22 protein-coding genes are annotated in these 23,225 nt (G+C 70.7%); 16 read left to right on the top strand and 6 right to left on the bottom strand.

Annotation, left to right across the window (positions count from 1 at the left end):
* From FZO89_RS04725 to FZO89_RS04715, 3 genes are all read right to left on the bottom strand, one after another.
* The gene (locus tag FZO89_RS04725) at positions 1-1,950 is read right to left on the bottom strand and encodes a transglutaminase TgpA family protein (protein WP_149102169.1); all 1,950 of its coding nucleotides are present in this window, start codon (positions 1,948-1,950) and stop codon (positions 1-3) included.
* Positions 1,937-2,908 carry a DUF58 domain-containing protein gene (locus FZO89_RS04720; protein WP_149102168.1) on the bottom strand — a complete coding sequence of 324 codons (972 nt, stop codon included), beginning with the start codon at positions 2,906-2,908 and terminating at the stop codon, positions 1,937-1,939. Before FZO89_RS04720 ends, FZO89_RS04725 begins: the two co-directional genes overlap by 14 nt.
* A gap of 173 nt (positions 2,909-3,081) precedes the next feature.
* Positions 3,082-4,035 carry an AAA family ATPase gene (locus FZO89_RS04715; protein WP_425480418.1) on the bottom strand — a complete coding sequence of 318 codons (954 nt, stop codon included), beginning with the start codon at positions 4,033-4,035 and terminating at the stop codon, positions 3,082-3,084.
* 48 nt (positions 4,036-4,083) lie between these two features.
* Here FZO89_RS04715 and FZO89_RS04710 point away from each other — a divergent pair, with 48 nt between their 5' ends.
* Positions 4,084-5,961 (top strand): glycosyltransferase family 39 protein, encoded by a 1,878-nt coding sequence (locus FZO89_RS04710; protein ID WP_149102167.1) that lies wholly within the window; start codon positions 4,084-4,086, stop codon positions 5,959-5,961.
* A gap of 14 nt (positions 5,962-5,975) precedes the next feature.
* Here FZO89_RS04710 and FZO89_RS04705 read toward each other — a convergent pair whose 3' ends face one another.
* Entirely contained in the window at positions 5,976-6,551 is a 576-nt protein-coding gene (locus FZO89_RS04705; RefSeq protein WP_149102166.1) for a Maf family protein, read from the bottom strand.
* 17 nt (positions 6,552-6,568) lie between these two features.
* Positions 6,569-6,928, bottom strand: coding sequence for a hypothetical protein (locus FZO89_RS04700; protein ID WP_149102165.1), 360 nt, complete (start codon positions 6,926-6,928; stop codon positions 6,569-6,571).
* A 133-nt stretch (positions 6,929-7,061) separates the two neighbouring features.
* On the opposite strand from FZO89_RS04700, the gene FZO89_RS04695 reads away from it, so the two are divergent.
* The 13 genes from FZO89_RS04695 (at position 7,062) to FZO89_RS04635 (ending at position 19,195) form a co-directional block, all read left to right on the top strand.
* Positions 7,062-7,571, top strand: a complete 510-nt coding sequence (locus tag FZO89_RS04695) for a YceD family protein (RefSeq protein WP_149102164.1) — start codon at positions 7,062-7,064, stop codon at positions 7,569-7,571.
* Positions 7,572-7,650: 79 nt separating this feature from the next.
* Positions 7,651-7,845: a 50S ribosomal protein L32 gene (gene rpmF / locus FZO89_RS04690; protein WP_149102163.1), complete on the top strand. Its 195-nt coding sequence runs from the start codon at positions 7,651-7,653 to the stop codon at positions 7,843-7,845.
* 114 nt (positions 7,846-7,959) lie between these two features.
* A complete protein-coding gene (locus FZO89_RS04685; RefSeq protein ID WP_149104038.1) occupies positions 7,960-8,943 on the top strand; it encodes a beta-ketoacyl-ACP synthase III in 984 nt (327 codons plus the stop codon).
* Between the two features lie 366 nt (positions 8,944-9,309).
* Positions 9,310-10,257: an ACP S-malonyltransferase gene (gene fabD, locus FZO89_RS04680; RefSeq protein WP_149102162.1), complete on the top strand. Its 948-nt coding sequence runs from the start codon at positions 9,310-9,312 to the stop codon at positions 10,255-10,257.
* Between the two features lie 31 nt (positions 10,258-10,288).
* Positions 10,289-11,032 carry a 3-oxoacyl-ACP reductase FabG gene (fabG, locus tag FZO89_RS04675; protein ID WP_149102161.1) on the top strand — a complete coding sequence of 248 codons (744 nt, stop codon included), beginning with the start codon at positions 10,289-10,291 and terminating at the stop codon, positions 11,030-11,032.
* A 190-nt stretch (positions 11,033-11,222) separates the two neighbouring features.
* Positions 11,223-11,462 carry an acyl carrier protein gene (gene acpP / locus FZO89_RS04670; RefSeq protein ID WP_146387575.1) on the top strand — a complete coding sequence of 80 codons (240 nt, stop codon included), beginning with the start codon at positions 11,223-11,225 and terminating at the stop codon, positions 11,460-11,462.
* 185 nt (positions 11,463-11,647) lie between these two features.
* Complete coding sequence (fabF, locus tag FZO89_RS04665) at positions 11,648-12,886, top strand: beta-ketoacyl-ACP synthase II (RefSeq protein ID WP_149102160.1); 1,239 nt, start codon at positions 11,648-11,650, stop codon at positions 12,884-12,886.
* Positions 12,887-13,610: 724 nt separating this feature from the next.
* Positions 13,611-14,990 (top strand): aminodeoxychorismate synthase component I, encoded by a 1,380-nt coding sequence (locus FZO89_RS04660; protein WP_149102159.1) that lies wholly within the window; start codon positions 13,611-13,613, stop codon positions 14,988-14,990.
* Between the two features lie 30 nt (positions 14,991-15,020).
* Positions 15,021-16,076: an endolytic transglycosylase MltG gene (gene mltG, locus FZO89_RS04655; RefSeq protein WP_149102158.1), complete on the top strand. Its 1,056-nt coding sequence runs from the start codon at positions 15,021-15,023 to the stop codon at positions 16,074-16,076.
* Positions 16,077-16,180: 104 nt separating this feature from the next.
* Positions 16,181-16,813 (top strand): dTMP kinase, encoded by a 633-nt coding sequence (tmk, locus tag FZO89_RS04650; RefSeq protein ID WP_262378526.1) that lies wholly within the window; start codon positions 16,181-16,183, stop codon positions 16,811-16,813.
* Positions 16,810-17,760: a DNA polymerase III subunit delta' gene (locus FZO89_RS04645; protein WP_149102156.1), complete on the top strand. Its 951-nt coding sequence runs from the start codon at positions 16,810-16,812 to the stop codon at positions 17,758-17,760. Before tmk ends, FZO89_RS04645 begins: the two co-directional genes overlap by 4 nt.
* Entirely contained in the window at positions 17,757-18,116 is a 360-nt protein-coding gene (locus FZO89_RS04640; RefSeq protein ID WP_149102155.1) for a PilZ domain-containing protein, read from the top strand. The genes FZO89_RS04645 and FZO89_RS04640 overlap by 4 nt, the downstream gene beginning before the upstream one ends.
* Positions 18,117-18,121: 5 nt before the next feature.
* The gene (locus FZO89_RS04635) at positions 18,122-19,195 is read left to right on the top strand and encodes a DUF4380 domain-containing protein (protein ID WP_149102154.1); all 1,074 of its coding nucleotides are present in this window, start codon (positions 18,122-18,124) and stop codon (positions 19,193-19,195) included.
* 22 nt (positions 19,196-19,217) lie between these two features.
* Here the strand turns inward: FZO89_RS04635 and FZO89_RS04630 are convergent, their stop codons facing one another.
* A complete protein-coding gene (locus tag FZO89_RS04630; protein WP_149102153.1) occupies positions 19,218-21,293 on the bottom strand; it encodes a 3-hydroxyacyl-CoA dehydrogenase NAD-binding domain-containing protein in 2,076 nt (691 codons plus the stop codon).
* Positions 21,294-21,529: 236 nt separating this feature from the next.
* Between FZO89_RS04630 and rpoE the strand changes: the two genes are divergently transcribed.
* A complete protein-coding gene (gene rpoE, locus FZO89_RS04625) occupies positions 21,530-22,144 on the top strand; it encodes an RNA polymerase sigma factor RpoE (RefSeq protein WP_149102152.1) in 615 nt (204 codons plus the stop codon).
* On the top strand, positions 22,141-23,136 hold the full coding sequence (locus FZO89_RS04620) for a sigma-E factor negative regulatory protein (protein WP_149102151.1): 996 nt from the start codon (positions 22,141-22,143) through the stop codon (positions 23,134-23,136). Before rpoE ends, FZO89_RS04620 begins: the two co-directional genes overlap by 4 nt.
* Positions 23,137-23,225: the final 89 nt, after the last annotated feature.

The raw sequence follows: 23,225 nt of genomic DNA, 5'->3' as shown, positions 1-23,225 counted from the left end.
TCATGCGGGGCGGTACCTGCGCAGGTCGCGGATCAGCGGACGCGGGTCGTCCGCATCGATGCGCGGAGCGTAGCGCCATTTCGCGAAACGCGCGCTGAGTGCGAGCAGGGCCTCGGCATCGGCGGGCCGGGCCGCGGCCACGCGCCGTGCCCACTGCTGCGCCGGCTCGTGGGCTTCGCGGGCCAGGCCGAAACGGGCGTAGCGCGCCCCGAGCCGACGCCAGGCCCGCACCACGGGATCGCCACTGCGCTCGGCACGTGCGGTCAGCCACAGCATCCAGCCCAGCGCGAGGACGGCGCAGGCGCCGAACAGGCCCACCAGGCCTCGCGCACCGGTCCGGTCCAGGCCGATCGGTCGCAGGATCGCCAGCTGTCGCGCGGCATCGAAGCCGAGCACGAGGTCGTTCCAGCCGCGTCGCAGCCAGTCTCCGAGGTCGAGCATGGGGGTGACGCCCGGCAGCCCGCCGAAGCCACCGCCGTCGGTGCGGTCGTCGATGGTGTCGTAGATGCGCTCGGGCGCGACCGCGGCGGTCGGGTCGACCCGCACCCAGCCGCGGCCATCGAGCCAGACCTCTGCCCACGCGTGGGCATCTTCGTTGCGGACGATCCAATAATCGCCGATCGGATTGCGGTCTCCTCCGACGTAACCGGTCACCACGCGCGACGGGATACCGGCCGCGCGCATCAGGATCACGAACGCCGAACTGAAGTGCTCGCAGAAGCCCTGCTTCCAGTCGAACAGGAATTCGTCCGCGGCGTGGCGTCCCGGCAACGGGGTGCTGAGCGTATAGCCGAATTCGTTGCGGATCATTCGCATGGCGCGGTCGACCACGGCCACATCGTTCTCGGCGCCAACTTCGCGACGCCACTGCCGCGCGAGCGCGACCGTGCGCGGGTTGTAGCCCTCAGGCAGGCGCAGGGCGTTCTGGCGGAACAAGGCGGGCAACTGCGGCTCGAATGTGCTCGGCGGCGACGCGCGCATGCGCCAGCGGGTCACCCGTCCCAGCGGCACATCGGACTGCAGCACGTGATCCCATGCAACCCGGGCCCCGACGGGCACGGCAAGGGGCAGTTCCAGCGCGACCAGGGTGCGCCGTTCGGTGGGCTCTACTTCCACCTCGTAGTCCCAGGCCACCGGCCCACGGGTGGTGGCGGGCACGGGGAGGTCGCTGAGCCAACGCGAACGCGTCCAGCTCCGACCGTCGTAGTCCATCAGCACCGGGCCACGCCAGTACATCTGAGAGGTCGAAGGCACAGTGCCGAAGAAACTCACGCGCAGCGCCGGCCGGTCGTCATTCATCAAGTCGAGCCATTCGCCTGGCGTCATCTCGTCCGACAGGCCGGGTCGCGCCAGCACGCGTTCCGGTACTCCCCACAACGGCGACCCGATCCGTGGGAACAGCCAGAAGGCCACCAGGGCCAGCGGCAGTCCGATCGCGACCAGGCGCAGCACGGTGGACACGCGCCGCCACGGCCGGATCGGTGCCGCATCGCCCGACTCTTCCTCGGACAGTTGCAGCAGCGCGACCAGCGCCAGGGTCGCGCCCACCAGGCCCAGCAGCAGCGAAAGCGGGCCTTGGTCGAGCAGGAACGTGGAGAACGGCGCGAACAGCGCGAAGCCGACCAGGCTGCGCGCATCGCGCAACGTGACCAGTTCGCCGGGCTTGAATGCCAGCATCACCGCGAGCAGCGCGCAGGCGACGTCGCGGCCCAGCGCGAAACCGAACATGGACAGTACCGCCGCGACCAGCGCCAGCGCGAGCAGCATGCGCAACCAGCCGGGGAGCGGCCGCCACCAGGACAGCGTGCCGATCGCCAGCGCCATCGCGACGCTGCCGATCGCGACCGGCGCGGGCAGTTGCGGCAGCAGCGGCAGCAGGCAGGCCGCGCCCGCGGCAAGCGACCAGGCACGCGCCGCGGGCGAGAGCGGCTGCGGGTCAACGCGTGCCATCGGCTTCTCCGGGCATCAGCGCCAGCACACGCAGGCAGGCGTGGCGATGCGCGGGTCCGGTACCGGGACCGAGCGCCGCGTGGTCCGGCAGCAGCAGGCTGTAGCGCCGCGCCTCGCGTTCGGCCGCGTCGATCCAGCCGGCCAGCCGGCGGATCCGGTCCTCGTGGGCCAGCGCGGACAGGGCGCTCCACTCCAGCAGGACGTCGGCACCCAGCGGCTGTTCGAACTCGCGTACGAGCAACGCATCGCGGCGCGCCGAAGCCTTCCACGCCACCGCGCGGCGGCTGTCGCCGCGGCGCCAGTCGCGCAGGTGGTGGACGTCGTCGCCGGCCGGATCCAGGCGCGAGTGCTGGCCGTCGCCCCGCCCCTGCGGTAGCGGGGGGCTGCCGGCCTCCGGGGCCGGGTAGACCAGCAACGGCATCTCGGCCCAGGCATAGGCCCATGCGCGGGCGAGGCCGAGCGGACGCGTGGTGGAAATACGCAGTCGTTCGGGCGCAAGCCAGCCGCGCCGGGAGGTGGGCAGCGAAAGCACCGCTTCGCCTGCGCCCCCGTCCAGCGACAGTACGCCCGACGCGGCGCCGCAGTCGACGCGCAGGCCGCGCCGCGCGCGGCCGGCCGGTGCGCGTGCATGGACCCGCAGCTGCAGCGGCGTCCCGGCGGCGACCGGCTCGGCGCCGATGGCGTGGATCTCCAGCCCGGTGAGCTGGAGCTGCGCGTGCAGCAGGCTGGCCACCGCGGCACCGGCGAGCAGCAGGCACAGCAGCAGCGCGGGATTGTTGTTGTAGTTGAGCGCGCCCACGCCCATGGTGAGCAGCAGGATCGCGAAGAACGCACCGAATCGCGTGGGCAGCACGTAGATCCGGTGCCGGTCGAAGCGCACCGGCAGCGACCGTGGGGTGCGCCTGCGGACCCACGCATCGAAACGCGCGCGCAGGCGTTGCTGCAGCCTGCCCGGCATCAGCGTCCGGATGCGGCGAGGGCCGCCGGCCTCGCCGTATCGATCGGTTTGGCGTGGGCGTCGCGCCGGGGCGTCGACCCCCCGGCCCCGCGAAGCGGTGCGGGGCGCTGCCGCCACTGCGGCGGACGCGCATGCACGATCGCGTCGGCAGGGAACGTCGCCATCGACGCGGCCTAGTCGACCGGTACGCCGCGCAGGATCGATTCGGCCAGCGCAGCGCCGTCCCCGGCCTCGCTGCCCGGGACCAGCCGGTGCGCGGCGACCGGGCCGAACAGCGCCTGCACGTCTTCGGGCAGCACGTGGTTGCGACCCTGCAGCATCGCGTAGGCGCGCGATGCGCGCAGCAGCGCGATGCCCGCGCGCGGCGAGAGCCCGACCCGGACCCCGGCGGCATGGCGACTCCGGCCCAGCAGGGCCTGCACGTAGGCGATCAGTGGTTCGCCGGCGTGTACGCCGGCCACCGCGCGGCGCAGGCGCAGCACGTCCTCGGCGCCGAGCGTGGGCATGGCCTGTGCGATCAGCTCGCGCCGGTCCTCGCCCGACAGCAGCGCGCGCTCGGCTTCCTCATGGGGGTAGCCCAGGGTGAGCCGCAGCAGGAAGCGGTCGAGCTGCGAGTCGGGCAACGGGTAGGTGCCCGACAGGTCCACCGGGTTCTGGGTGGCGATGACGAAGAACGGCTCGGGCAGGCGGTGGGTGGTGCCGTCGACCGTCACCTGGTGCTCGGCCATCGCCTCGAGCAGCGCGCTCTGGGTGCGGGGCGGTGCACGGTTGATCTCGTCTGCCAGAAGGACGTTGGCGAACACCGGACCCGGGTGGAATTCGAACCGCCGCGCCTGCGCGTCGAAGATCGACACGCCGACGATGTCCGAGGGCAGCAGGTCGGAGGTGAACTGCACGCGCTGGAAGCCCAGCCCGAGGGTCGCGGCGAGCGCGTGCGCAAGCGTGGTCTTGCCGAGGCCCGGCAGGTCCTCGATCAGCAGGTGCCCATCCGACAGCAAAGCGACGAACGCCAGCCGCACCTCGTGCGCCTTGCCGAGCACGAACCGGTTGACCTGCGCCTGCGCTGCCGTCAACGCGTCTTGATCGCGGTCGGTTAGCATGGCCGGTTCGTGGATGGCGGCGGGCACGGCGCACTCCTTTCGATACGGATTCGAGTGTAGCGGGGTTGCGTAGCAATGCGGGAACGGGACGGCATGCGTGCGGCATTCATCACGCTCTGGTCGGCGGTCGTGCTGGTCAAGCTGGTGGTGGCCGCGCGCCTGCCGCTGTTCGTCGACGAGGCGTTCTACTGGCAGGAAGGCCGCCACCTGGCCTGGGCCTACTCCGACCTGCCCGGTCTCACCGCGTGGTCGATCCGGCTGGGCGGCGAACTTTTCGGCGATGGCGTGCTCGCCGCGAGATCGCTGTTCCTGCTGGTGTCGGCCCTGCTGCCGTGGCTGGTGGTGGCGATCGGCCGGCGCGAATTCGACGAGCGCCAGGCCTGGATCGCCGGCTGCGCCGCGCTGGTGCTTCCGCTGTTCGGCATGCTCGGCGTGATGGCCCTGCCCGACGTGCTGCTGGCGCTGGCGACGCTGCTCTGCCTGGATGCGCTGACGCGGATGTTGCGTGGCGTGACCCACGCCAACGCCGTGCAGCTGGCGTTCGCCCTGGCGATAGGCGCGCTGAGCCACTACCGCTTCATCGCCGCGATCGGCGCCGGCTTCGTCGCGTTGCTGCTGATCGCACGGGGACGCGGGCTGCTGCGCGATCCGCGCGTCATCATCGCCGTCGCCTTCGGTGCGGCGGCGTGGATGCCGCTGCTGGCCTGGAACATCGAGAATGCGGAGGCCGGCCTGCGCTTCCAACTGGTGGACCGCCACCCCTGGACCCTGCACTGGGAGGGCATCACCTTCCTCGGCATCCAGGCGATCCTGGTGACGCCGCTGCTGTTCGCGGCACTGCTGTGTGCGGCCTGGAAGTTCCGCCGCGCCGACAATCCGGCGCTGCAACTGCTGGCGATCAGCGGGGCAGTGGTCATCGTCGGCTTCTTCGGGCTCGGCTTCTTCGCCGATACCGAACGGGTCAGCTTCCACTGGCCGCTGCCGGGCTATGTCGCCCTGCTGCCGCTGCTCCCGGCGACGATCGCCGGATGGTCGAAGTGGCTGCGCGTCTCGACCTGGTCGCTGGCGGCGCTCGGGCTGGTGGCGGTGCTGGGCTACCACGTCGCGGTCTCCATGCCCGAACTGCGCGCGCGTGCGGCCGCGCTGAAGTGGTATCCGTCGAACTTCGCGGGCTGGAACGTGCTGGCCGACGAGGTGCGTCGCGTCCGCGCGGAGCTTCCCGCCGATACCCGGCTGGTGGCCGACAACTTCAAGATCGGCGCGGAACTGGGGTTCGCGCTCGGCGAGACCGACATCCCGGTGCTGGACCACCCGCTCAACCGCGCGCACGGGCGTGCGCCCCAGTTGCAGTTGTGGGGGCTGGAAGTCACTTCCCGCGAGGCGCTGGCCGGCGCGCCGCTGCTGCTGGTGGTCGGCGCCAGCGACGTGCCGTACCGCGGGCTGCTGGCGCGCTACCACGCGCTGTGCCGGATGCTCGGTCCGCTGCCCGCGCCGCGCGTGCTCAACGTCGACCATGGCCGGCAGCGCTTCGTGCTGCTGGCGTGGCCGGAGGGATTGCCGCGCGCGCGCAGGGCGGACGCGGACGAGGACGCGCGCGCTTGCGTCACGCCGGCGATGGCATGGATCGACACCCCGCGGTCCGGCGGCACCGTCTCGGGCGATGTCGAAGTGGTCGGCTGGGCGTTCAAGGATGGTGTGGGCCTGTCGAAGGTCGAGGTGCTGGTCGACGGGGGCGCGGCGGCCATGGCCGAGTACGGGCTGCCCAGCCCGGGAACGGCGGCCTACTGGGAGATTTCCACGGACCCGCGGCATCCGGCGGTGGGCTTCCGCGCGAAGCTCGAAGGCGACGCGATCGCGCCCGGACTGCGCTGGCTGGGGCTGCGCCTGCACGGGGAGGACGGCAGCGTGGAGGACTGGAGCGAGATCCCGGTCCGGGTCGAGCCCGTGGACTGAATGCCGGGGCGGCCTCAGGGAACGGCGAAGCCGCGTGCCCGCAGCAGGCGCGCGGTCGCGATCAGCGGCAGGCCGACCAGGGCGGTCGGATCGCGCGATTCGATCGCGTCGAACAGCGCGATCCCGAGTCCCTCGCACTTGAAGCTGCCCGCGCAATCGAGCGGCTGCTCGAGTTCGATGTAGCGCGCGATGTCGTCGTCCGCCAGCGGGCGGAAGCGGACGGTGGTGGTGTCCAGCGCATGGGCGACGGGGCTGCCGGGCCCGGTGACCGCCACTGCGGTCAGGAACACCGCCTCGCGGCCGGACATCGCCTGCAACTGGGCGATCGCCGCCTCGCGCGTCGCGGGCTTGCCGAGCACCTGGCCGTCGCAGCTGGCGACCTGGTCGGAACCGATCACCACCGCATCCGGGCGCCGCGCCGCGACCGCCTCGGCCTTGGTCCCCGCCAGGCGCAGCGCCAGCGATCCGGGCGCTTCGCCGGGCAACGGCCGCTCGTCGACGTCGGGGTTCGCGCTGTCGAACGCCAGGCGCAGGCGCGCGAGCAGCTCCGCCCGGTAGCGCGAGGTGGAGGCGAGGACGAGCCGATGCATGCGGTCCCGGCGCCCGGTCAGTGAAGCGACGCGCGCGCGCGTTCGATCTGCAGCAGTTGCGTCTCGATGTTGCCGCGGGCCGCGTCGATCGACGCGCGCACCGTATCGAGCTGCTCCAGCGACGCCTCGCGGCCGTGCAACTGCAACCACAGGCGTTGCCGCAGCATTTCCTGCATCGCTTCGCGCACCGGGTTCTCCTCGTCGCCGGCGATGGCCTCGATCTCGGAGCGCGCGGCCCGCAGCCGGTCCTCCAGCGCATCGGCCGAATCGAGCAGCTGCGCCATCGCCCGGTTGCGGCGCCCGCCACGGCGGCGGAGCCACAACGACAGCCCGAACACGACCGCGACCAGCAGCAGGGAAAGGACGAACAGGGTCACAATGGCGCTCCCGGTGCGGGGGTGCAGTCTGCCGTGGGCCGACAGCCGGGGCAAATTCCCTGCCGCTTCAGGGGGTTGGCGATCCGCGCCCGGTTTGACAGGGGCGCCCGGCATCCTTAAAATTCAGCGGCTTATGTCCGCGGAAATGCCCGAGATCCTGGACGCCTGGCGAATGGTTGCCGCGCGGCGGGAATTCGAAGGCCGGGTCGCGTTGTCCGCGCTGCCGAGGTTGCGCGACGCGCTGTCCGAAGCCGGGGGTGAGGTGGTCTTCGCGCTCGGGTTCGATCGCGACACCATGCAGGTCCCGTACCTGGAACTGAGGATCGATGCGGAGTTGCCGCTGCAATGCCAGCGCACCCTGCAGCGGTTCCTGTTCCCGGTGCGTACGGTGCAGCGGCTGGGCCTGATCCGCGACGAGGCGGACGAGGCCGGGTTGCCGCCCGGCTACGAGCCGCTGCTGGTGCCGCAGGACGGCGTGCTGCGGCCGCTGGACCTGGTGGAGGACGAGTTGATCCTCGCCATCCCGGTGGTGCCGGTGAAGCCGGGCTCGGAAGCGGTCGAGCGCGACTGGCCGGTGTCCGCGGAAGAAGAGGTGCGTGCCAATCCCTTCGCCGGGCTGGCCGCGCTGAAGAAGCAGAGTTGAACAACAGAATCGTCGCGTTCCGCGCCTTCATGGCGGATCCGAGCAGTCGCAACAACCGAATCGTTCCTGGAGCAATCCCATGGCTGTGCAGAAGTCCCGCGTCACCCCGTCCCGTCGTGGCATGCGTCGTTCCCACGACGCCCTCACGGCCAAGCAGCTCGCCACCGACCCGACCTCGGGCGAAACCCACCTGCGCCACCACATCACTGCCGATGGCTACTACCGCGGCAAGCAGGTGATCCAGCCGAAGGTCAAGGTCGTCGAGGAAGACTGACCCGTCCCGGGCCCGCGTGCGGGCCCGGTGGACATCGGCATGCCGACGGCGCCCGCGCTGCGGCGACATCGCGGCATGGAGGCCGCCAGCATCGATCCGAGGGCCGTCCCCGAGATGAGCAGCGAGCGTATCTTTTCCCGTATCGCCGGTACCGGCAGCTACCTGCCCTCCAAGGTGCTGACCAACGACGACCTGTCGAAGATCGTCGACACCAGCGACGAATGGATCGCGTCGCGCACCGGCATCCGCGAACGCCACATCGCCGCCGAAGGCGAGACCACGGTGGACCTCGCGCTGCAGGCCTCGTTGCGAGCGATGGAGGCGGCCGGCGTGGCGGCGGAGGAGATCGACCTGATCGTCCTCGGCACCACCACGCCCGACCTGATCTTCCCGTCGTCGGCCTGCCTGCTGCAGCAGCGGCTGGGCATCGCCGGCTGCGGCGCGTTCGACGTCAACGCCGCGTGCTCGGGCTTCCTGTACGCGCTGTCGGTCGCCGACAAGTTCATCCGCTGCGGCGATGCGAAGACCGTGCTCGTCGTCGGGTCCGAAACCCTGACCCGCATGGTCGACTGGACCGAGCGCGAGACCTGCGTGCTGTTCGGCGACGGCGCCGGCGCGGTGGTGCTCAAGGCCGACGCCGAGACCGGCATCCTCAGCACCCACCTGCATGCCGATGGCGGCAAGAAGGAACTGCTGTGGAACCCGGTCGGCGTGTCGGTGGGGTTCGACACCAGCGAGAAGAACGCCGGCGTGCGCATCCGCATGTCCGGCAGCGAAGTGTTCAAGTACGCGGTCAAGGCGCTCGATTCGGTGGTCGAGGAAACGCTCGAGGCCAACGGCCTGGACCGCCACGACATCGACTGGCTGATCCCGCACCAGGCCAACCTGCGCATCATCGAGGCGACCGCGAAGCGGCTGGACATGCCGATGGAGCGCGTGATTGTCACCGTCGACAAACACGGCAACACGTCCTCGGGCTCGGTCCCGCTGGCGCTCGACGAGGCGGTGCGCTCGGGCAAGGTCCAGCGCGGCCAGCTGCTCCTGCTCGAAGCCTTCGGCGGCGGCTTCACCTGGGGCTCGGCGCTGCTGCGCTACTGATCCTGTACCTGCGGGCGCGCCGGCAGGCGCGCGCGGGTATGGGTCATCGCCACTTCCCGTTTCGATCCGGCTTCCACTGTCATTTCGACCGCAGGGAGAAATCCTGCCGTCGCCATTGCGGACTGCTGCCCCGGGATTTCTCCCTGCAGTCGGAATGACAAATGGGATGCGCCGATGTAAGAAGAGGAGGGTGCGCTGCCGGCAGGCCCGCCAGGACAACCCTGGAGGGAAACGCCCGGGGTTCGGCGACGGCCCCAAGCGACGCCGGGTTTCCAGGGATCATCCCCGCGCGGCATACGCCCCGGTACAGACGAGGCCCGCACTTTGCCCGTATCATCGCGCCCTGTTTTTCCTCCGGAAGCCGGCGTGACCGATCCGCAACTCGCGTTCGTGTTCCCGGGGCAGGGCTCGCAGTCGGTGGGCATGCTCGCGGAACTCTCGGAACTGCATCGCGTCGTGCGCGAGACATTCGACGAGGCGTCGGGCGGCGCCGGCGTCGACCTGTGGGCCTTGTCGCAGGGTGGGCCGGAGGAACAGCTCAACCGTACCGAGTACACGCAGCCCGCGCTGCTGGCAGCCGGGGTCGCGGTGTGGCGTGCATGGCAGGCGAAGGGCGGCGCGCAGCCCGCCCTGCTGGCCGGCCACAGCCTGGGCGAGTATGCGGCGCTGGTCGCGGCCGGTGCGCTTTCGCTGAAGGACGGCGCCCATCTGGTGCGCATCCGCGGCCAGCTGATGCAGGACGCCGCACCCGCCGGCACCGGCGCGATGGCCGCCGTGATCGGCGCCGAGGACGCGCTGGTGGAGGAGGTCTGCAAGGCCGCCTCGCACAGCGACGTGGTCGTGCCCGCGAACTACAACTCGCCCGGCCAGATCGTGATCGGCGGCGATGCCGCAGCGGTCGAGCGCGCGCTGGCGCTGCTCGCGGAAAGGGGCGTGCGCAAGACCGTGAAGCTCGCCGTCAGCGTGCCTTCGCACACGCCGATGATGCGCGAGGCCGCGAACCGGCTGTCGGAAACGATGGCCGGCCTGGCCTGGCGGGAACCGGTGCTGCCCGTCGTGCAGAACGTGGACGCGGAAGTGCACCAGGGCGTACAGGCGATCCGGGATGCGCTGGTGCGCCAGCTCTACCTGCCGGTGCAGTGGACCGGCTGCGTGCGCGCGCTCGCGGCCCGGGGCGCCACGCGCGTCGCCGAGTGCGGCCCGGGCAAGGTGTTGACCGGACTCGCCAGGCGCATCGACAGGGACCTGGATGCGCGCTCCATCGGCGGGGTCGGCGACTTCGAGTCCGCGCTCGCCGACTGGGCGGCCGCCTGATCCTCCAACGCTCGAACGAAAGGGAGCTGCCATGACCCAACCCCTGCAAGGCGAGATCGCGCTGGTGACCGGCGCCAGCCGCGGCATCGGGGCCGCGATCGCCGACCTGCTGGCCGCGCAGGGCGCGACCGTCGTCGGCACCGCCACCTCGGAAGCCGGTGCGCAGGCGATCGGCTCGCGGCTCGCGACGCATGGGGGCTATGGGCGCGTACTCGACGTGGCCGTGCCCGGCGCGATCGAGGCGCTGGTCGATTCGATCGGCAAGGACGTCGGCGCGATCTCGGTCCTGGTCAACAACGCCGGCATCACCCGCGACAACCTGCTGATGCGGATGAAGGACGAGGACTGGCAGGCGATCCTCGACACCAACCTCACCAGCGTCTACCGCGCCTCGAAAGCGGTGATGCGCGGCATGATGAAGGCGCGCAAGGGCCGCATCATCAGCATCGCCTCGGTGGTCGGCGTCACCGGCAACGCCGGGCAGAGCAACTACGCCGCGGCCAAGGCCGGCATCATCGCGTTCAGCAAGTCGCTGGCGAAGGAGATCGGTTCGCGCGGCGTCACCGTGAACGTGGTCGCCCCCGGCTTCATCGAGACCGACATGACCGCGGTGCTGCCGGAAGACGCGAAGAGCGCGCTGGTCGGCCAGATCGCGCTCGGCCGCCTCGGCCAGGCCGCGGACATCGCCAGTGCGGTCGCGTTCCTCGCCGGTCCCGGCGCCGGCTACATCACCGGCGAAACCCTGCACGTCAACGGCGGCATGTACATGCCCTGAGGGAAACGATCCGGGGGTGGTGCGGCGTTGCCGCGTCACGCCCTAAGTTGCCGATTCCAAAGGGATTGCGTGACCGGTTTCCCGGTCCGGATCCACAACCCCGGGGCCGCGCGGCGGCAACGCGCTATCCTCGCCCCGGTCCAGCCCTTACACTTGCCACCGTAACAGCCTTTCGCGGAGCCAACAGCCAATGAGCAGCATCGAAGAACGCGTCAAGAAGATCGTGGTCGAACAACTGGGTGTGAAGGAAGAGGAAGTCAGCGCCAGCGCTTCCTTCGTCGACGATCTCGGCGCGGATTCGCTCGACACCGTCGAACTGGTGATGGCGCTCGAAGAAGAGTTCGAGTGCGAGATCCCCGACGAGGAAGCCGAGAAGATCACCTCGGTGCAGCAGGCGATCGACTACATCAAGGCCCACGTCAAGGCGTGATGCCGGTCGGCTCCACGCCCGGTCGCATACGGCCCGGCGTAGCCGCGCAGGCGATGCCATCCGTCGACCGGTGAACCGGTCGACCTGAAACAACACCGGGGCCGCATTGCGGCCTCGCGTGTTTTGCGGCGCGCCGCAGCGTGGCGTGCAGCGCCGTCCCCCATGCAGCGAGGAGAGAGTCGACCATGTCCAAGCGCCGCGTCGCCATCACCGGCATCGGCATCCTGTCGCCACTCGGCAACGACCTGGCGTCGAGCTGGGACGGTATCGTCAACGGCCGGTCCGGCATCGGGCCGATCACCCATTTCGACGCGTCCGCATTCGCGACCCGCATCGCCGGGCAGGTCAAGGATTTCGACGCCTCGCAGTGGATCGCCGCGAAGGACATCAAGAAGATGGACCCCTTCGTGCACTACGGGGTCGCCGCGGCATTGATGTCGATCGCCGACGCCGGCTTGGAAGTGTCGGGCGAAGCGGCCGACCGCATCGGCGTGGCGATCGGCGCCGGCATCGGCGGCCTGAAGGGCATCGAGGACACCTCGATCAAGTACCACGAGGGCGGCCCGCGCAAGATCTCGCCGTTCTACGTGCCGAGCACGATCATCAACATGATCTCCGGCCATGTCTCGATCATCACCGGCGCGAAAGGCCCGAACATCGCCGTGGTCACCGCCTGCACCACCGCCACCCACAACATCGGGCTGGCGGCGCGGATGATCCAGTACGGCGATGCCGACGCGATGATCGCCGGCGGCGCCGAGTTCGCGACCACCCCGACCTCTGTCGGCGGCTTCTGCGCGATGAAGGCGCTGTCCACGCGCAACGACGATCCGCAAGCGGCTTCGCGGCCATGGGACAAGGACCGCGACGGCTTCGTGATGGGCGACGGCGCGGGCGTGCTGGTGCTGGAAGAGTTCGAGCGCGCGAAGGCTCGCGGCGCCCGCATCTACGCCGAGCTCGCGGGCTTCGGCATGAGCGGCGACGCCCACCACATGACCGCGCCCAGCGAGAACGGCGAGGGCGGCGCGCGCTGCATGGTCGCGGCGATCCGGGATGCCGGAATCGATCCGTCCGAGGTCGGGTACATCAACGCGCATGGCACATCCACGCCGCAAGGTGACCTGGCCGAGACGATGGGCATCAAGTCGGTGTTCGGCGCGCATGCGTCGAAGCTGATGGTCAGCTCGACCAAGTCGATGACCGGGCACCTGCTGGGTGCGGCCGGCGGGGTCGAGGCGGTGTTCTCGGCGATGGCGATCCATGCCGGCGTGATCCCGCCGACGATCAACCTCGACAACCCTTCCGAAGGCTGCGACCTCGACTACGTGCCGCACACGGCGCGCGAGGCGAAGATCGACATCGCGTTGTCGAACTCGTTCGGGTTTGGCGGCACCAACGGGACGCTGGTGTTCAAGCGGGTCTGATCGATTCCGGTGTGATCGGGAGAGGGTCGTCGTATTCGTGACCCGTGATCCGTTGGGGTTTTTGGCCTACAGATCTGAGGCAAGAGCTTCCGCTCGCCGTAGGCGAGCGGGTTCATTTCTTTTGAAGCGCCAAAAGAAACGAACCAAACAAAAGGCGCTTTCTCGCAAGTGCACAAGCTCTCGACCGGAGACGGGAACGGGATTTTTCGACACGGCATCCATGCCGTGGCGAAAAACGGCGCGCGTCCTGCGCGCCGCCCTCCGGGTCTACGGATCACTCGGCGAATCGCGGAGATCAAGCGAGGGAATGTCACTCTCTTGGCAAACGACCGCGCGAACCTCCAGACCCGGAGGGCGCCGCACATGGATGTGCGGCGTTTTCCGACCGAGCCATGGATGGCGAGTCGGAAAATCTCGAGACGGTATCAGTTGAGAGCTTGTGCACTTGCGGGGAGAGCGTTTTTCTTTGGTTCGTTTCTTTGACTCTGCCTGCGGCCTCGCCCTTCGGGCCAGCTTCGCTGTTCGCGTGCGCTGCGCGCGCAGTGGCGCCATCAAAAGAAATGAACCCGGCCGCCGCAGGCGGATGGAAGATTCTGAGATCGAGGCTTCGGGAATGCAGTCGCGATCCCCGGCAGCCCGACGAGTTTGCCCGCTCGCGTCCTGCCGCGATGCGTTTGCTCTTATCCTTGCTCTCCCGAACCGGGATATCGCCCCACGGCGTTGCATGCTGGTCACCCGCCCCCTCCCGACCACCACCGACCTGTTGTCGCTGCATCGGCTGGCGCCCGCGCGCTATCCGCTGCTGCTGCAGTCGGTTGCGCACGGCACCGCGCAGGGGCGCTGGGACCTGCTTCTGATGACGGCGGGCCAGTCCCTGACCCTCGCGCCGGACGGCATCACGCGCGACCAGGCCGGCCAGGCGCTCGCAGGCACATTCCTGGACGCGCTCGATCGTGCATGGCGATCGCTGCGGCTGGCACGCGAGGAGCCGCGATGGCCGTTCCGTGGCGGCTGGGCGCTGCTGCTGGGTTACGAGCTCGCGCACCAGGTCGAGCCGGTCCTGCAACTGCCCGCGGCCGAGGGAGGCCTGCCGGTGGCGCAGGCGTTGCGCTGTCCCGCCGCGGTATTGCGCGACCACGCGAGCGGCGAGTGCATCGCGGTAGTCGAATCCGGCGACGCGGCGATGCTCGACACCATCGACGACGATCTCGCCCGCGCGAACCGGCTCGCAGCGATGCCCGCGTGGCAACCGCCCACGGACGTGGAGGAGGACGAGCCCGGGCGCTTTGTCGGGGGCGTCGGCCGCATCCTCGACTACCTCGCCGCCGGCGATGTGTTCCAGGTCAACCTGTCGCGCGGCTGGCGCGCGAGGTTCGATGCGCCGATGGACCCCGCGCGTCTCTATGCGCGCCTGCGCGAGGCCAATCCCGCGCCGTTCTCGGGTCTGTACGCCGGTCCCGGCTGGGCGGTGGTCAGCGCCTCGCCCGAGCGCCTGGTCTCGGTGCGCGGCGACGTGGTCGAGACCCGGCCGATCGCCGGCACCCGGCCGCGCATTCCCGGCGACGACGAAGGCGCCCGCGTGCGCGAACTGATCGGGCATCCCAAGGAGCGCGCCGAACACGTGATGCTGGTCGACCTGGAGCGCAACGACCTCGGGCGCGTGTGCGTGCCGGGCAGCGTCGAGGTCGACGAGCTGATGACGATCGAGAGTTACGCGCACGTCCATCACATCGTCAGCAACGTGCGCGGGAGACTGCACGGCGAGGCGACGCCCGGCCAGGTGATCGCCGCCGTGTTCCCCGGTGGCACCATCACCGGCTGCCCCAAGGTGCGCTGCATGCAGGTCATCGCCGAGCTCGAACGCACCGGGCGCGGCGCCTACACCGGCGCGATGGGCTGGCTGAACCGGGACGGCGACCTCGACCTGAACATCCTGATCCGCAGTGCCGAGGTCGAAGGCGCGCGCGTGCGTTTCCGCACCGGCGCGGGGATCGTGGCCGATTCCGATCCGCAGCGCGAACTCGACGAAACCCGGGCCAAGGCGCGCGGCATGCTGCAGGCGCTGGTCCCGACCGGTGCCGGGGCAGGTATCCTGAGCCGATGACCGGGCGATCCCCATCGATGGAGCTGCCGCATGGCCGCTGAGGGCAGGCGCAGGCGCGGCCTGGGCCTGTTGTTCATGCTGTCCGCACTGCTGGCGGGCGCCGCCGGCTACTGGCTGTACGACCGCTACACCGGTTTCGCCGACGCGCCGCTGTCGGGCATGCGGGATGGCGCGGCGCTGGTGGTGGAGCGCGGTGACTCGTTCGCGCGCGTGCTGGGCAAGCTGCGGGAAGCGGGCGCGACGCAAGGCCACGACGCCGAATGGCAGTTGCTGGCGCGCCAGCTCGGTGCGGACGGCCGCATCCAGGTCGGCGAATACGCGCTCGACCCGGCGTTGACGCCGCGCCTGCTGCTCGAGCGGATGCGCGACGGCAAGGTGGTCAGCTACCGCTTCACGGTGGTCGAGGGCTGGAACATCCGCGAGCTGCGCGCGGCGCTGGCGAAGGCGAATCCGCTGGTGCAGACGATCGGCGAGCTCGACGACGCCGCGCTGATGGAAGCCCTCGGCCATCCCGGCACGCATCCCGAGGGCCGGTTCCTGCCGGAAACTTATGTCTACACGCGCGGCGACAGCGACCTCGACCTGCTGCGGCGCGCGAACGCCGCGCTCGAGCGGGCGCTGCAGGCCGCGTGGGAATCGCGTGCCGCCGACATTCCGCTGGACAACGCCGACGAAGCGCTGGTGCTGGCCTCGATCATCGAGAAGGAAACCGGGATCGCCGAGGAGCGCGCGCAGATCGGCGGCGTGTTCACGCGCCGGCTGAAGCTCGGCATGCGCCTGCAGACCGATCCGACGGTGATCTACGGCATGGGCAGCGCCTACGACGGCAACATCCGCCGCGCCGACCTGCTCGCCGACACCCCCTACAACACCTACACCCGCGACGGCCTGCCGCCGACCCCGATCGCGATGGCCGGGGTCGACGCGATCCGCGCCGCGACCAACCCGGCCGACGGCGACACGCTGTATTTCGTCGCGGTCGGCGACGGCAGCGGCCGCCATGTGTTCTCGCGCACGCTCGACGAGCACAACGCCGCCGTGCGCCAGTACGTGCGCCGTTATCGCGAACAGTTCGGGCCGCGATGAGCGGATCAGGATCCACGCGCAAGGCGTCAGCTGCCGTCCCTGGCGAGACGGCGACGGCCTCGCACCCGGAATCGCCCCGTGTATCCGCCGGTCGTCTCCCGCGCGTGCCGTCCCATCCGCGTTTCGTTTCGCTGGAAGGCGGCGAGGGCGCCGGCAAGACCACCGTGCTCAACGCGCTGCGCGAGGCACTGCGCGAGGGCGGCGACGAGATCGTGGCGACCCGCGAACCCGGCGGCACGCCGCTGGCGGAGAAGATCCGCGGCCTGCTGCTGGATCCCGCGCACGTGGCGCCGTCGGCCGAGGCGGAACTGCTGCTGATGTTCGCCGCGCGCGCGCAGCACGTGCGCGAGACGATCGCGCCGGCGCTGGCGCGCGGCGCATGGGTGCTGTGCGACCGCTTCACCGATTCGAGCTACGCCTACCAGGGCGGTGGCCGCGGACTCGACGCGGACTGGATCGCGGAACTGGAACGGCGCGTGGTCGGGCTGCAGCCGGGACTGACCCTGCTGCTCGACGTCGACGTGGCGCGCGGGCGCGAGCGCACGCGCGGACGCGACCTGGTGCCCGACCGGATCGAATCCGAGCGCGACGAGTTCTTCGAGCGCGTGCGGGCGACGTATCGCGCGCGCGCCGCCGCGGAGCCGGGTCGCTTCCGGGTGGTCGACGCCTCGCAGGGCGTCGGCGAGGTGGCGGTCGAGGCGGTACGGCATCTGCGCGAGTGGCGGAAACGCGCATGACCGATCCACTGGCGCCCTGGCAGCAGCGTGCGCACGACCAGGCGCTGGCCTCGCTCGCCGACGGCCGGCTGGGCCACGCGCTGCTGGTCTGCGGCCCGGCCCGGCTCGGCAAGCGCGCGGTCGCCGAACGGCTCGCCGCCCACCTGCTGGATGCGCACATGCCGCGCGCGGCGCATCTGATCGCGGCCGGGACCCATCCGGATTTCACCGTGGTGACTCTGCAGCCCAACCGTGAAGGCACCAGGCTGCGCACCGAGATCGTGATCGAGCAGATCCGGGAACTGTCGGAGAAGCTCTCGCTCACGTCGCAGTACGGTGGCGCGCAGGTGGCGATCGTCGATCCGGCCGACGCGCTCAACGCCTCGGCCGCGAACGCCCTGCTCAAGACCCTGGAGGAGCCGCAGCCGGGCCGTTACCTGTGGCTGATCGCATCCAATCCTGCACGCCTGCCCGCGACCATCCGCAGCCGCTGCCAGCGGCTGGAGCTGCGTCTGCCGCCCCGTGACGAGGCGCTGGCGTGGCTGCGCGCCAGCGGTCACGCCGACAAGGCAGCGGTCGAGGCGCTGGATGCGGCGCGCGGGCATCCCGGCCTCGCCGATGCCTGGCTGCGCGACGGCGGCCTGCAACTGCGCAAGGACGTGGCCGGCGACCTGGCCAGGCTCGCGCGTGGCGATGCCGCGCCGATCGAGACCGCGCAACGCTGGGTCGCCGACGAGGACGCGGCGCTTCGCCTGCGCCATGCCGCCGACCTGGCACTGGCCGAAGCCGCGGGGTTGACCGATCCGGCGCGAATCCGGAAGCTGGCGCGGTGGTTCGATGCGGCCAACCGCACCCGCGACCTGCTGCGCACCACGGTGCGCGCGGATCTCGCGGTCGCGGAACTGCTGCTTGCATGGCGCGGCGACGAAGTGCAGCGCGCCGGGACGGGATCGAGGACTTACCGATGAGCAGCACCGCGGGCGGCGCACGGCAGGGCATCCTGTCGCTGGCGCTGAAGGACAAGACCCAGTTGTACAGCGCGTACATGCCGTACCTGAAGTACGGCGGCATCTTCGTTCCCACGTCCAAGCGCTACTTCCTCGGCGACGAGGTGTTCCTGCTGCTGACCCTGCCCGAGTCCAGCGACCGGCTGCCGGTGGCCGGCAAGGTGGTCTGGGTGACCCCGACCGGTGCCCAGGGCGCGCGCATCGCCGGCGTCGGCGTGCAGTTCGCCGATACCCCGGAAGGCGAGACGGTGAAGAACCGGATCGAAACCCTGCTCGCGGGCACGCTGACCGCGGACAAGCCCACGCACACGATGTGAGGGCGATGCGACCGCGCCTTCCGGTCGTCGGGATACTGGTGGCGGCGTTGCTCTGTCTCCCGGCCTTCGTAGTGGCCGGCGCCGAGCGCGTCCGGCTGGACGACGGGCACCTGCAGGTCGAGATTGCGCCGGCCCTGGGCGGGCGCATCGTGCATGTGTCGCTGCCCGGCCGTCCGAACCTGCTGAAGGTGGGCGCGGCGGTCGATGCCGTGCCCGATCCGGTGCCCGCGGCGGACGGCGAGAACATCCCCTACATGGGCCACGAGCTCTGGACCGGCCCGCAATCGCGCTGGTGGCTCGACCAGGACGTCAATCCGCAGCGCCGCGCCGCCGCCGCGCAATGGCCACCGGATCCATGGCTGGCGAACGCGCGCAACCGCATCGTCGAGCAGGCTGCGGACCGGCTGGTGCTCGAGGGCATGCCCAGCCCGGTGAGCGGACTGCAGGCGACCCAGGCGTTCCGGCTGTCCGGCACGGCGCCGGCGACGCTGGAACTGTCGGCCGAAGCGGTCAACATCCGCGACCGCGAGGTGCGCCGCGACCTGTGGTTCAACACCCGCCTGCCTGCCGGCAGCCGGGTGTTCGTGCCGGTGGCGGCGCCGGAAGATGCGCGGCTGCGCGCCGACGAGACCGAGGTCTACGCCGGTCCCGTCGCGTGGTGGGAGGATGGTGTCTACTCGCTGCGCCTCGATCCGCCGCCGCCGGGCAAGCGCGGACGGCGCGGGAAGATCTTCATCGCGCCGTCCGCGGGCTGGATCGCCGGCTTCAACGCCGGGCAACTGCTGCTGATCCGGTTCGAGCGCCAGCCGGACGAAGCCATCGATCCCGAACACGGCCAGGTCGAACTCTACCTCGACTGGCACCACGCCGATCCCGATGCCGGGTTGCTGGAACTGGAAGTGCACGCGCCGATGCGCAGCCTCGCACCCGGAGAAACGATGCGCGCGGGCGAGACCTGGACGGTGTTCGCCTACGACGGCCCCGACGAGCTCGAAGCGCAACGCAGCGCGCTCGCGCAGGCGCTCGTGGCGCTCGGCATCGAGGGCGGGCAGGCACCCGCCATATCGCCAGCCGAGTAGATCGCCGGATGCGCGGGGGCGGTCAGCCCGCCTGCCGCAATGCGGGATTGTCCCAGCCCGGGCGCGGCGCGAAGCGGTCGCCGTGTTTCGCCCGCAGCGACTCGAGCCGGGCGAGCAGTGCGTCGACTCCGGTTTCGCGGATGGTCTGGATCGGACCGCCGCGGAACGGCGCGTAGCCCGTACCGAAGATCACGCCGGCGTCGAGCAGGTCCGCATCCTCGACCACGCCGTCGTGCAGCGCGGCCACGGCTTCGTTGAGCAGCGGCAGGATCAGGCGATCCTCGAGGTCGTCGGGCGCCTTGTAGTCCTTCGGCACCTCGGGCTTCTTCGGCTTGCTGCCCTTGTCGGTCCGTTCCCAGGCGTACAGGCCCTGGCCGTCCTTCTTGCCGCGCCTGCCCTGTTCGGGCGGGTTGGCCAGCGCCGGCGGGATCGACAACCCGAGGAAAGGCGCCAGTTCCTGGCCGACGCCGTAGGCGACGTCGAGCCCGACGGTATCGATCAGTTCGATCGGCCCCATCGGCATGCCGTACTTCACCGCGGCCCTGTCGATGACCGGGCCAGGGATGCCCTCGGAATACGCGAGCGCGGCTTCCAGCATGTACGGAAACAGCAGGCGGTTGACCAGGAAGCCGGGCGTGCCGGCGACCGGCACCGGCAGCTTGTCGAGCGCCTTGCAGAACGCGGCGAGGCGCTGCTCGGTCTGCGGGTCCATCGCGTCGTGGCGCACGATCTCCACCAGCGGCATCAGCGCCACCGGGTTGAAGTAGTGCAGGCCGGCGAACCGCGCGGGACGCGCGATATGGCCGGTCAGTTCTTCGAGCGGAATGGAGGAGGTGTTGCTGGTCAGCAGCGCGTCGGGCTCGAGTCGCGGTTCGACGGTGGCGTAGAGCTCGCGCTTGGCCTGCGCCTGCTCGATGATCGCCTCGATCACGAGATCGGCGCCGGGGATGCCCTCGCCGGCGAGGTCCGACTTCAGCCGCGCGGCGACTTCGGGCCGCTTCGCCTCGTCCCTGACCTTCTTCGCGAACAGGTCCTGCGCGCGCGCCAGCGCGCCGTCGATGTATTTCTGCTCGCGGTCCTGCAGCGTCACCTGGAAGCCCTTGTAGGCGGACCACGCGGCGATGTCGCCGCCCATCACCCCGGCGCCGACCACGTGCACGTGGGCGATGCCGTGCGGTTCCTTTCCGCCGAGCCCCTTGAGCCGCTCCTGCAGGAAGAACACGCGGGTGAGGTTGCGCGCGGTCGGGGTGCCGGCGAGCTTGACCACCGATTTGCGCTCGGCCGACAGACGCGACTGGATCCCGCCACCGCTGCGGCGCCAGGTCTCGATCAGCGCGTACGGAGCCGGGTAGTGCTCCTTGCGGGCCTTGCGCGCGACCTGCTTGACCAGCACGGGCGCCAGTACCTGGCGCACGGGCCAGGTGTTGGTGATCCAGCCCAGGAAGCGCTGCCTGAACGGGCGTTCGCGACCTTCGAGCGCGAGTCTGGCGGCCTCGTCCACCAGCAGCGCCGGCTCGACCACCTTGTCGACCACGCCCATCGCCTTCGCCGACGACGCCGACAGCGTGCGCCCGGTCAGCATCACGTCCATCGCCGCCGGCGCGCCGACCAGACGCGGCAGGCGCACGCTGCCGCCCCAGCCGGGATAGATGCCCAGCTTCACCTCGGGCAGGCCGATGCGGGTGGACGGATCGCTGCTGGCGATGCGGTAGTCGCAGGCCAGCGAGATCTCGGTGCCGCCGCCCATGCAGAAGCCGTGGATCGCGGACACCGTGGGGCAGGGCAGCTCGGCCAGGCGCTGGAACGCCTGTTGTCCGCGCCGGATCGAATCGCCGATCGTGCCCTTGCGGTCGAACTCGGCGAACTCGCGGATGTCGGCGCCGGCGATGAAGCCCTTCTGCTTGGCCGAACGCAGCACCAGCGCCTTGGGCGCATCCAGCGCAAGGCGCTCCAGCAGCGCCTCCAGTTCGATCAGGACGTCCTGGGCGAAGGTGTTGACCGACTCGCCTTCGCGGTCGAACGACAGCACCAGCACGCCGTCCGGGCGGAGCTCGACCTGCCAGTGGCTGAAGCGCAGTCCATCGAGGCCAGCGATCATGCGGGACCATCCGTTAACGTATGGGAAGCCCTTTATGATCCCGGGCTTGTTTCGCCGCCGTCAAATCGGCGCCGGCAACGCCCGCTGAAGGACGGATTGCGGCCCTGCCGGGCTGCATGGCTTGCGGCAGGGGCTGCCTGTCCCCAGATCGAGCAGACTCGGGGACGGAACTTCCCCCCCCTGCAACAGGTCACAGCTCCGGTCGGAAGGCCGGGCGACAAGGAGCGCCGGGCCCGATGGCCGAGATCGACACCCAACAACTGGACCTCGAGCTGGTCAAGCGCGTGCAGCGCGGCGACAGCGCGGCCTTCGACCTGCTGGTGCGCAAGTACCAGCACCGGATCGCGGCGCTGATCGGCCGCTATGTCGGCGACTGGAGCGAAGTCCAGGACGTCGCCCAGGAAACCTTCATCCGCGCGTATCGCGCGATCGGGAATTTCCGCGGCGATGCCCAGTTCTATACCTGGCTGCACCGGATCGCCGTGAACACCGCCAAGAATCATCTCGTCGCCAGCCACCGCCGCCCGCCGGGCGGCGACATCGAGATCGAGGATGCCGAGCAGTTCGATTCCGGCATCCGCCTGCGCGACGGCGACACGCCGGAACGTGAACTGATGCGCCAGCAGCTGGAACAAACCGTGATGCGCGCGGTCGAAGCACTGCCCGAGGAACTGCGGCTGGCGATCACGCTGCGCGAGGTCGACGGCCTGAGCTACGAGGAGATCGCCGAGCGCATGGGCTGCCCGATCGGCACGGTGCGTTCGCGCATCTTCCGGGCGCGCGAGGCGATCGACCACGAGATGAAACCCCTGTTGGACAGCGATACCGGAACGGAGCGCGCGGCACGATGACCCCCATCGACGACAACGAGACCCTGCAGATCGGCCCGGACCCGGACAAGCTGTTCGTGTACCACCGTCAGCAGCTGTCGGCGATGCTCGACGGCGAACTCTCGCCGGACGAGGCGAAGTTCATGCTGCGCCGGTTGCAGCACGACACCGAACTGGCGGCGTGCTGGGAGCGGTGGCAGGTGGGGGGCGATGTCCTGCGTGGCCTGCGCAACGACCTGCTGCCGGTCGATTTCGCGCAGCGTGTGGCGCTGTCCCTGGCCTCCACCGCCGCGGAGCCCGCCGCCGTCGCCGTCGCAGGGGGCAGCCGCCCGCGGCTTGCCCGCTGGGGCGGTGGCGCCGCGATCGCGGCCTCGGTCGCGCTGCTTGCGGTCTTCGCCACCCGCCAGTTGCCGGAACCTGGCGCGATGCCGGAACCGGCTGCCGCGGCGCCGCTGGTGGCACAGTCCTCCTCGCCCGCTGCCGTGTCGGCGGGTCCGGCGCCGACGGCCGTGGACGATGCGCTCGCCGACGCCGGCGAGCGCCCCGATTCGCCGGCGCCTGCGCCCGATCCCGCCACCGCACTGGCTGCCACCGCGGTGGCGCTCGCGGAAGTGCCGCGTCGCGCGGGCGAGCGGCGCAACCGCGAACAGCCACCTGCCATCGCCCGGGTGCGCCAGCTGCGCGCGCCCCGGGATGCGCAAGTGCAGCCAGCCGCCGTGCAGGCCGAGATGCCCGCGGTGGCGGTCGCCGCCAGTACGCCACCGCTGCTCGTGGAGTTGCCGGATGCCGTCGCGGCGGGCGCGGACCCCTTCGCCATGCCTGCCACCGCCACGGCGCGGCCGTGGCCGCGGTCGCTGCTGCCCGCCGCCGGCACGTACACGGTCGCCGGCGGCAGCCTGGCGCCGCGCGAGCCCGCGTTCGAGCCGTTCCGGCCCGGTGTCGCGGCCGATGGTCCGTGGCCCGTGAGCGGGGCGGGCGATCAGGCGGCCGCGGCCACACCACCGCAGCCCTGACGGCGCCAGCGTGCGCGCCCCGCAGTGCGAGGCGACTGGCGCCCCCACGGCGCCAGTCCAGTTCCCCAACGATCGAGTCGAGAGACTGT

Source organism: Luteimonas viscosa, from assembly GCF_008244685.1.
Classification (GTDB): Bacteria; Pseudomonadota; Gammaproteobacteria; order Xanthomonadales; family Xanthomonadaceae; genus Luteimonas; species Luteimonas viscosa.
Note: the sequence above shows the minus strand (reverse complement) of the source record. Positions and strands in the feature narration are given on the sequence as shown.

Coding starts and splice junctions, on each gene's coding strand:
- acpP (WP_146387575.1), top strand. CDS start 11,223: ATGAGCAGCATCGAAGAACGCGTCAAGAAGATCGTGGTCGAACAACTG.
- FZO89_RS04705 (WP_149102166.1), bottom strand. CDS start 6,551: ATGCATCGGCTCGTCCTCGCCTCCACCTCGCGCTACCGGGCGGAGCTG.
- rpmF (WP_149102163.1), top strand. CDS start 7,651: ATGGCTGTGCAGAAGTCCCGCGTCACCCCGTCCCGTCGTGGCATGCGT.
- fabF (WP_149102160.1), top strand. CDS start 11,648: ATGTCCAAGCGCCGCGTCGCCATCACCGGCATCGGCATCCTGTCGCCA.
- FZO89_RS04620 (WP_149102151.1), top strand. CDS start 22,141: ATGACCCCCATCGACGACAACGAGACCCTGCAGATCGGCCCGGACCCG.
- FZO89_RS04695 (WP_149102164.1), top strand. CDS start 7,062: ATGTCCGCGGAAATGCCCGAGATCCTGGACGCCTGGCGAATGGTTGCC.
- FZO89_RS04710 (WP_149102167.1), top strand. CDS start 4,084: ATGCGGGAACGGGACGGCATGCGTGCGGCATTCATCACGCTCTGGTCG.
- mltG (WP_149102158.1), top strand. CDS start 15,021: ATGGCCGCTGAGGGCAGGCGCAGGCGCGGCCTGGGCCTGTTGTTCATG.
- FZO89_RS04640 (WP_149102155.1), top strand. CDS start 17,757: ATGAGCAGCACCGCGGGCGGCGCACGGCAGGGCATCCTGTCGCTGGCG.
- fabG (WP_149102161.1), top strand. CDS start 10,289: ATGACCCAACCCCTGCAAGGCGAGATCGCGCTGGTGACCGGCGCCAGC.
- rpoE (WP_149102152.1), top strand. CDS start 21,530: ATGGCCGAGATCGACACCCAACAACTGGACCTCGAGCTGGTCAAGCGC.
- FZO89_RS04660 (WP_149102159.1), top strand. CDS start 13,611: ATGCTGGTCACCCGCCCCCTCCCGACCACCACCGACCTGTTGTCGCTG.
- FZO89_RS04630 (WP_149102153.1), bottom strand. CDS start 21,293: ATGATCGCTGGCCTCGATGGACTGCGCTTCAGCCACTGGCAGGTCGAG.
- FZO89_RS04685 (WP_149104038.1), top strand. CDS start 7,960: ATGAGCAGCGAGCGTATCTTTTCCCGTATCGCCGGTACCGGCAGCTAC.
- FZO89_RS04725 (WP_149102169.1), bottom strand. CDS start 1,950: ATGGCACGCGTTGACCCGCAGCCGCTCTCGCCCGCGGCGCGTGCCTGG.
- FZO89_RS04635 (WP_149102154.1), top strand. CDS start 18,122: ATGCGACCGCGCCTTCCGGTCGTCGGGATACTGGTGGCGGCGTTGCTC.
- FZO89_RS04720 (WP_149102168.1), bottom strand. CDS start 2,908: ATGCCGGGCAGGCTGCAGCAACGCCTGCGCGCGCGTTTCGATGCGTGG.
- FZO89_RS04645 (WP_149102156.1), top strand. CDS start 16,810: ATGACCGATCCACTGGCGCCCTGGCAGCAGCGTGCGCACGACCAGGCG.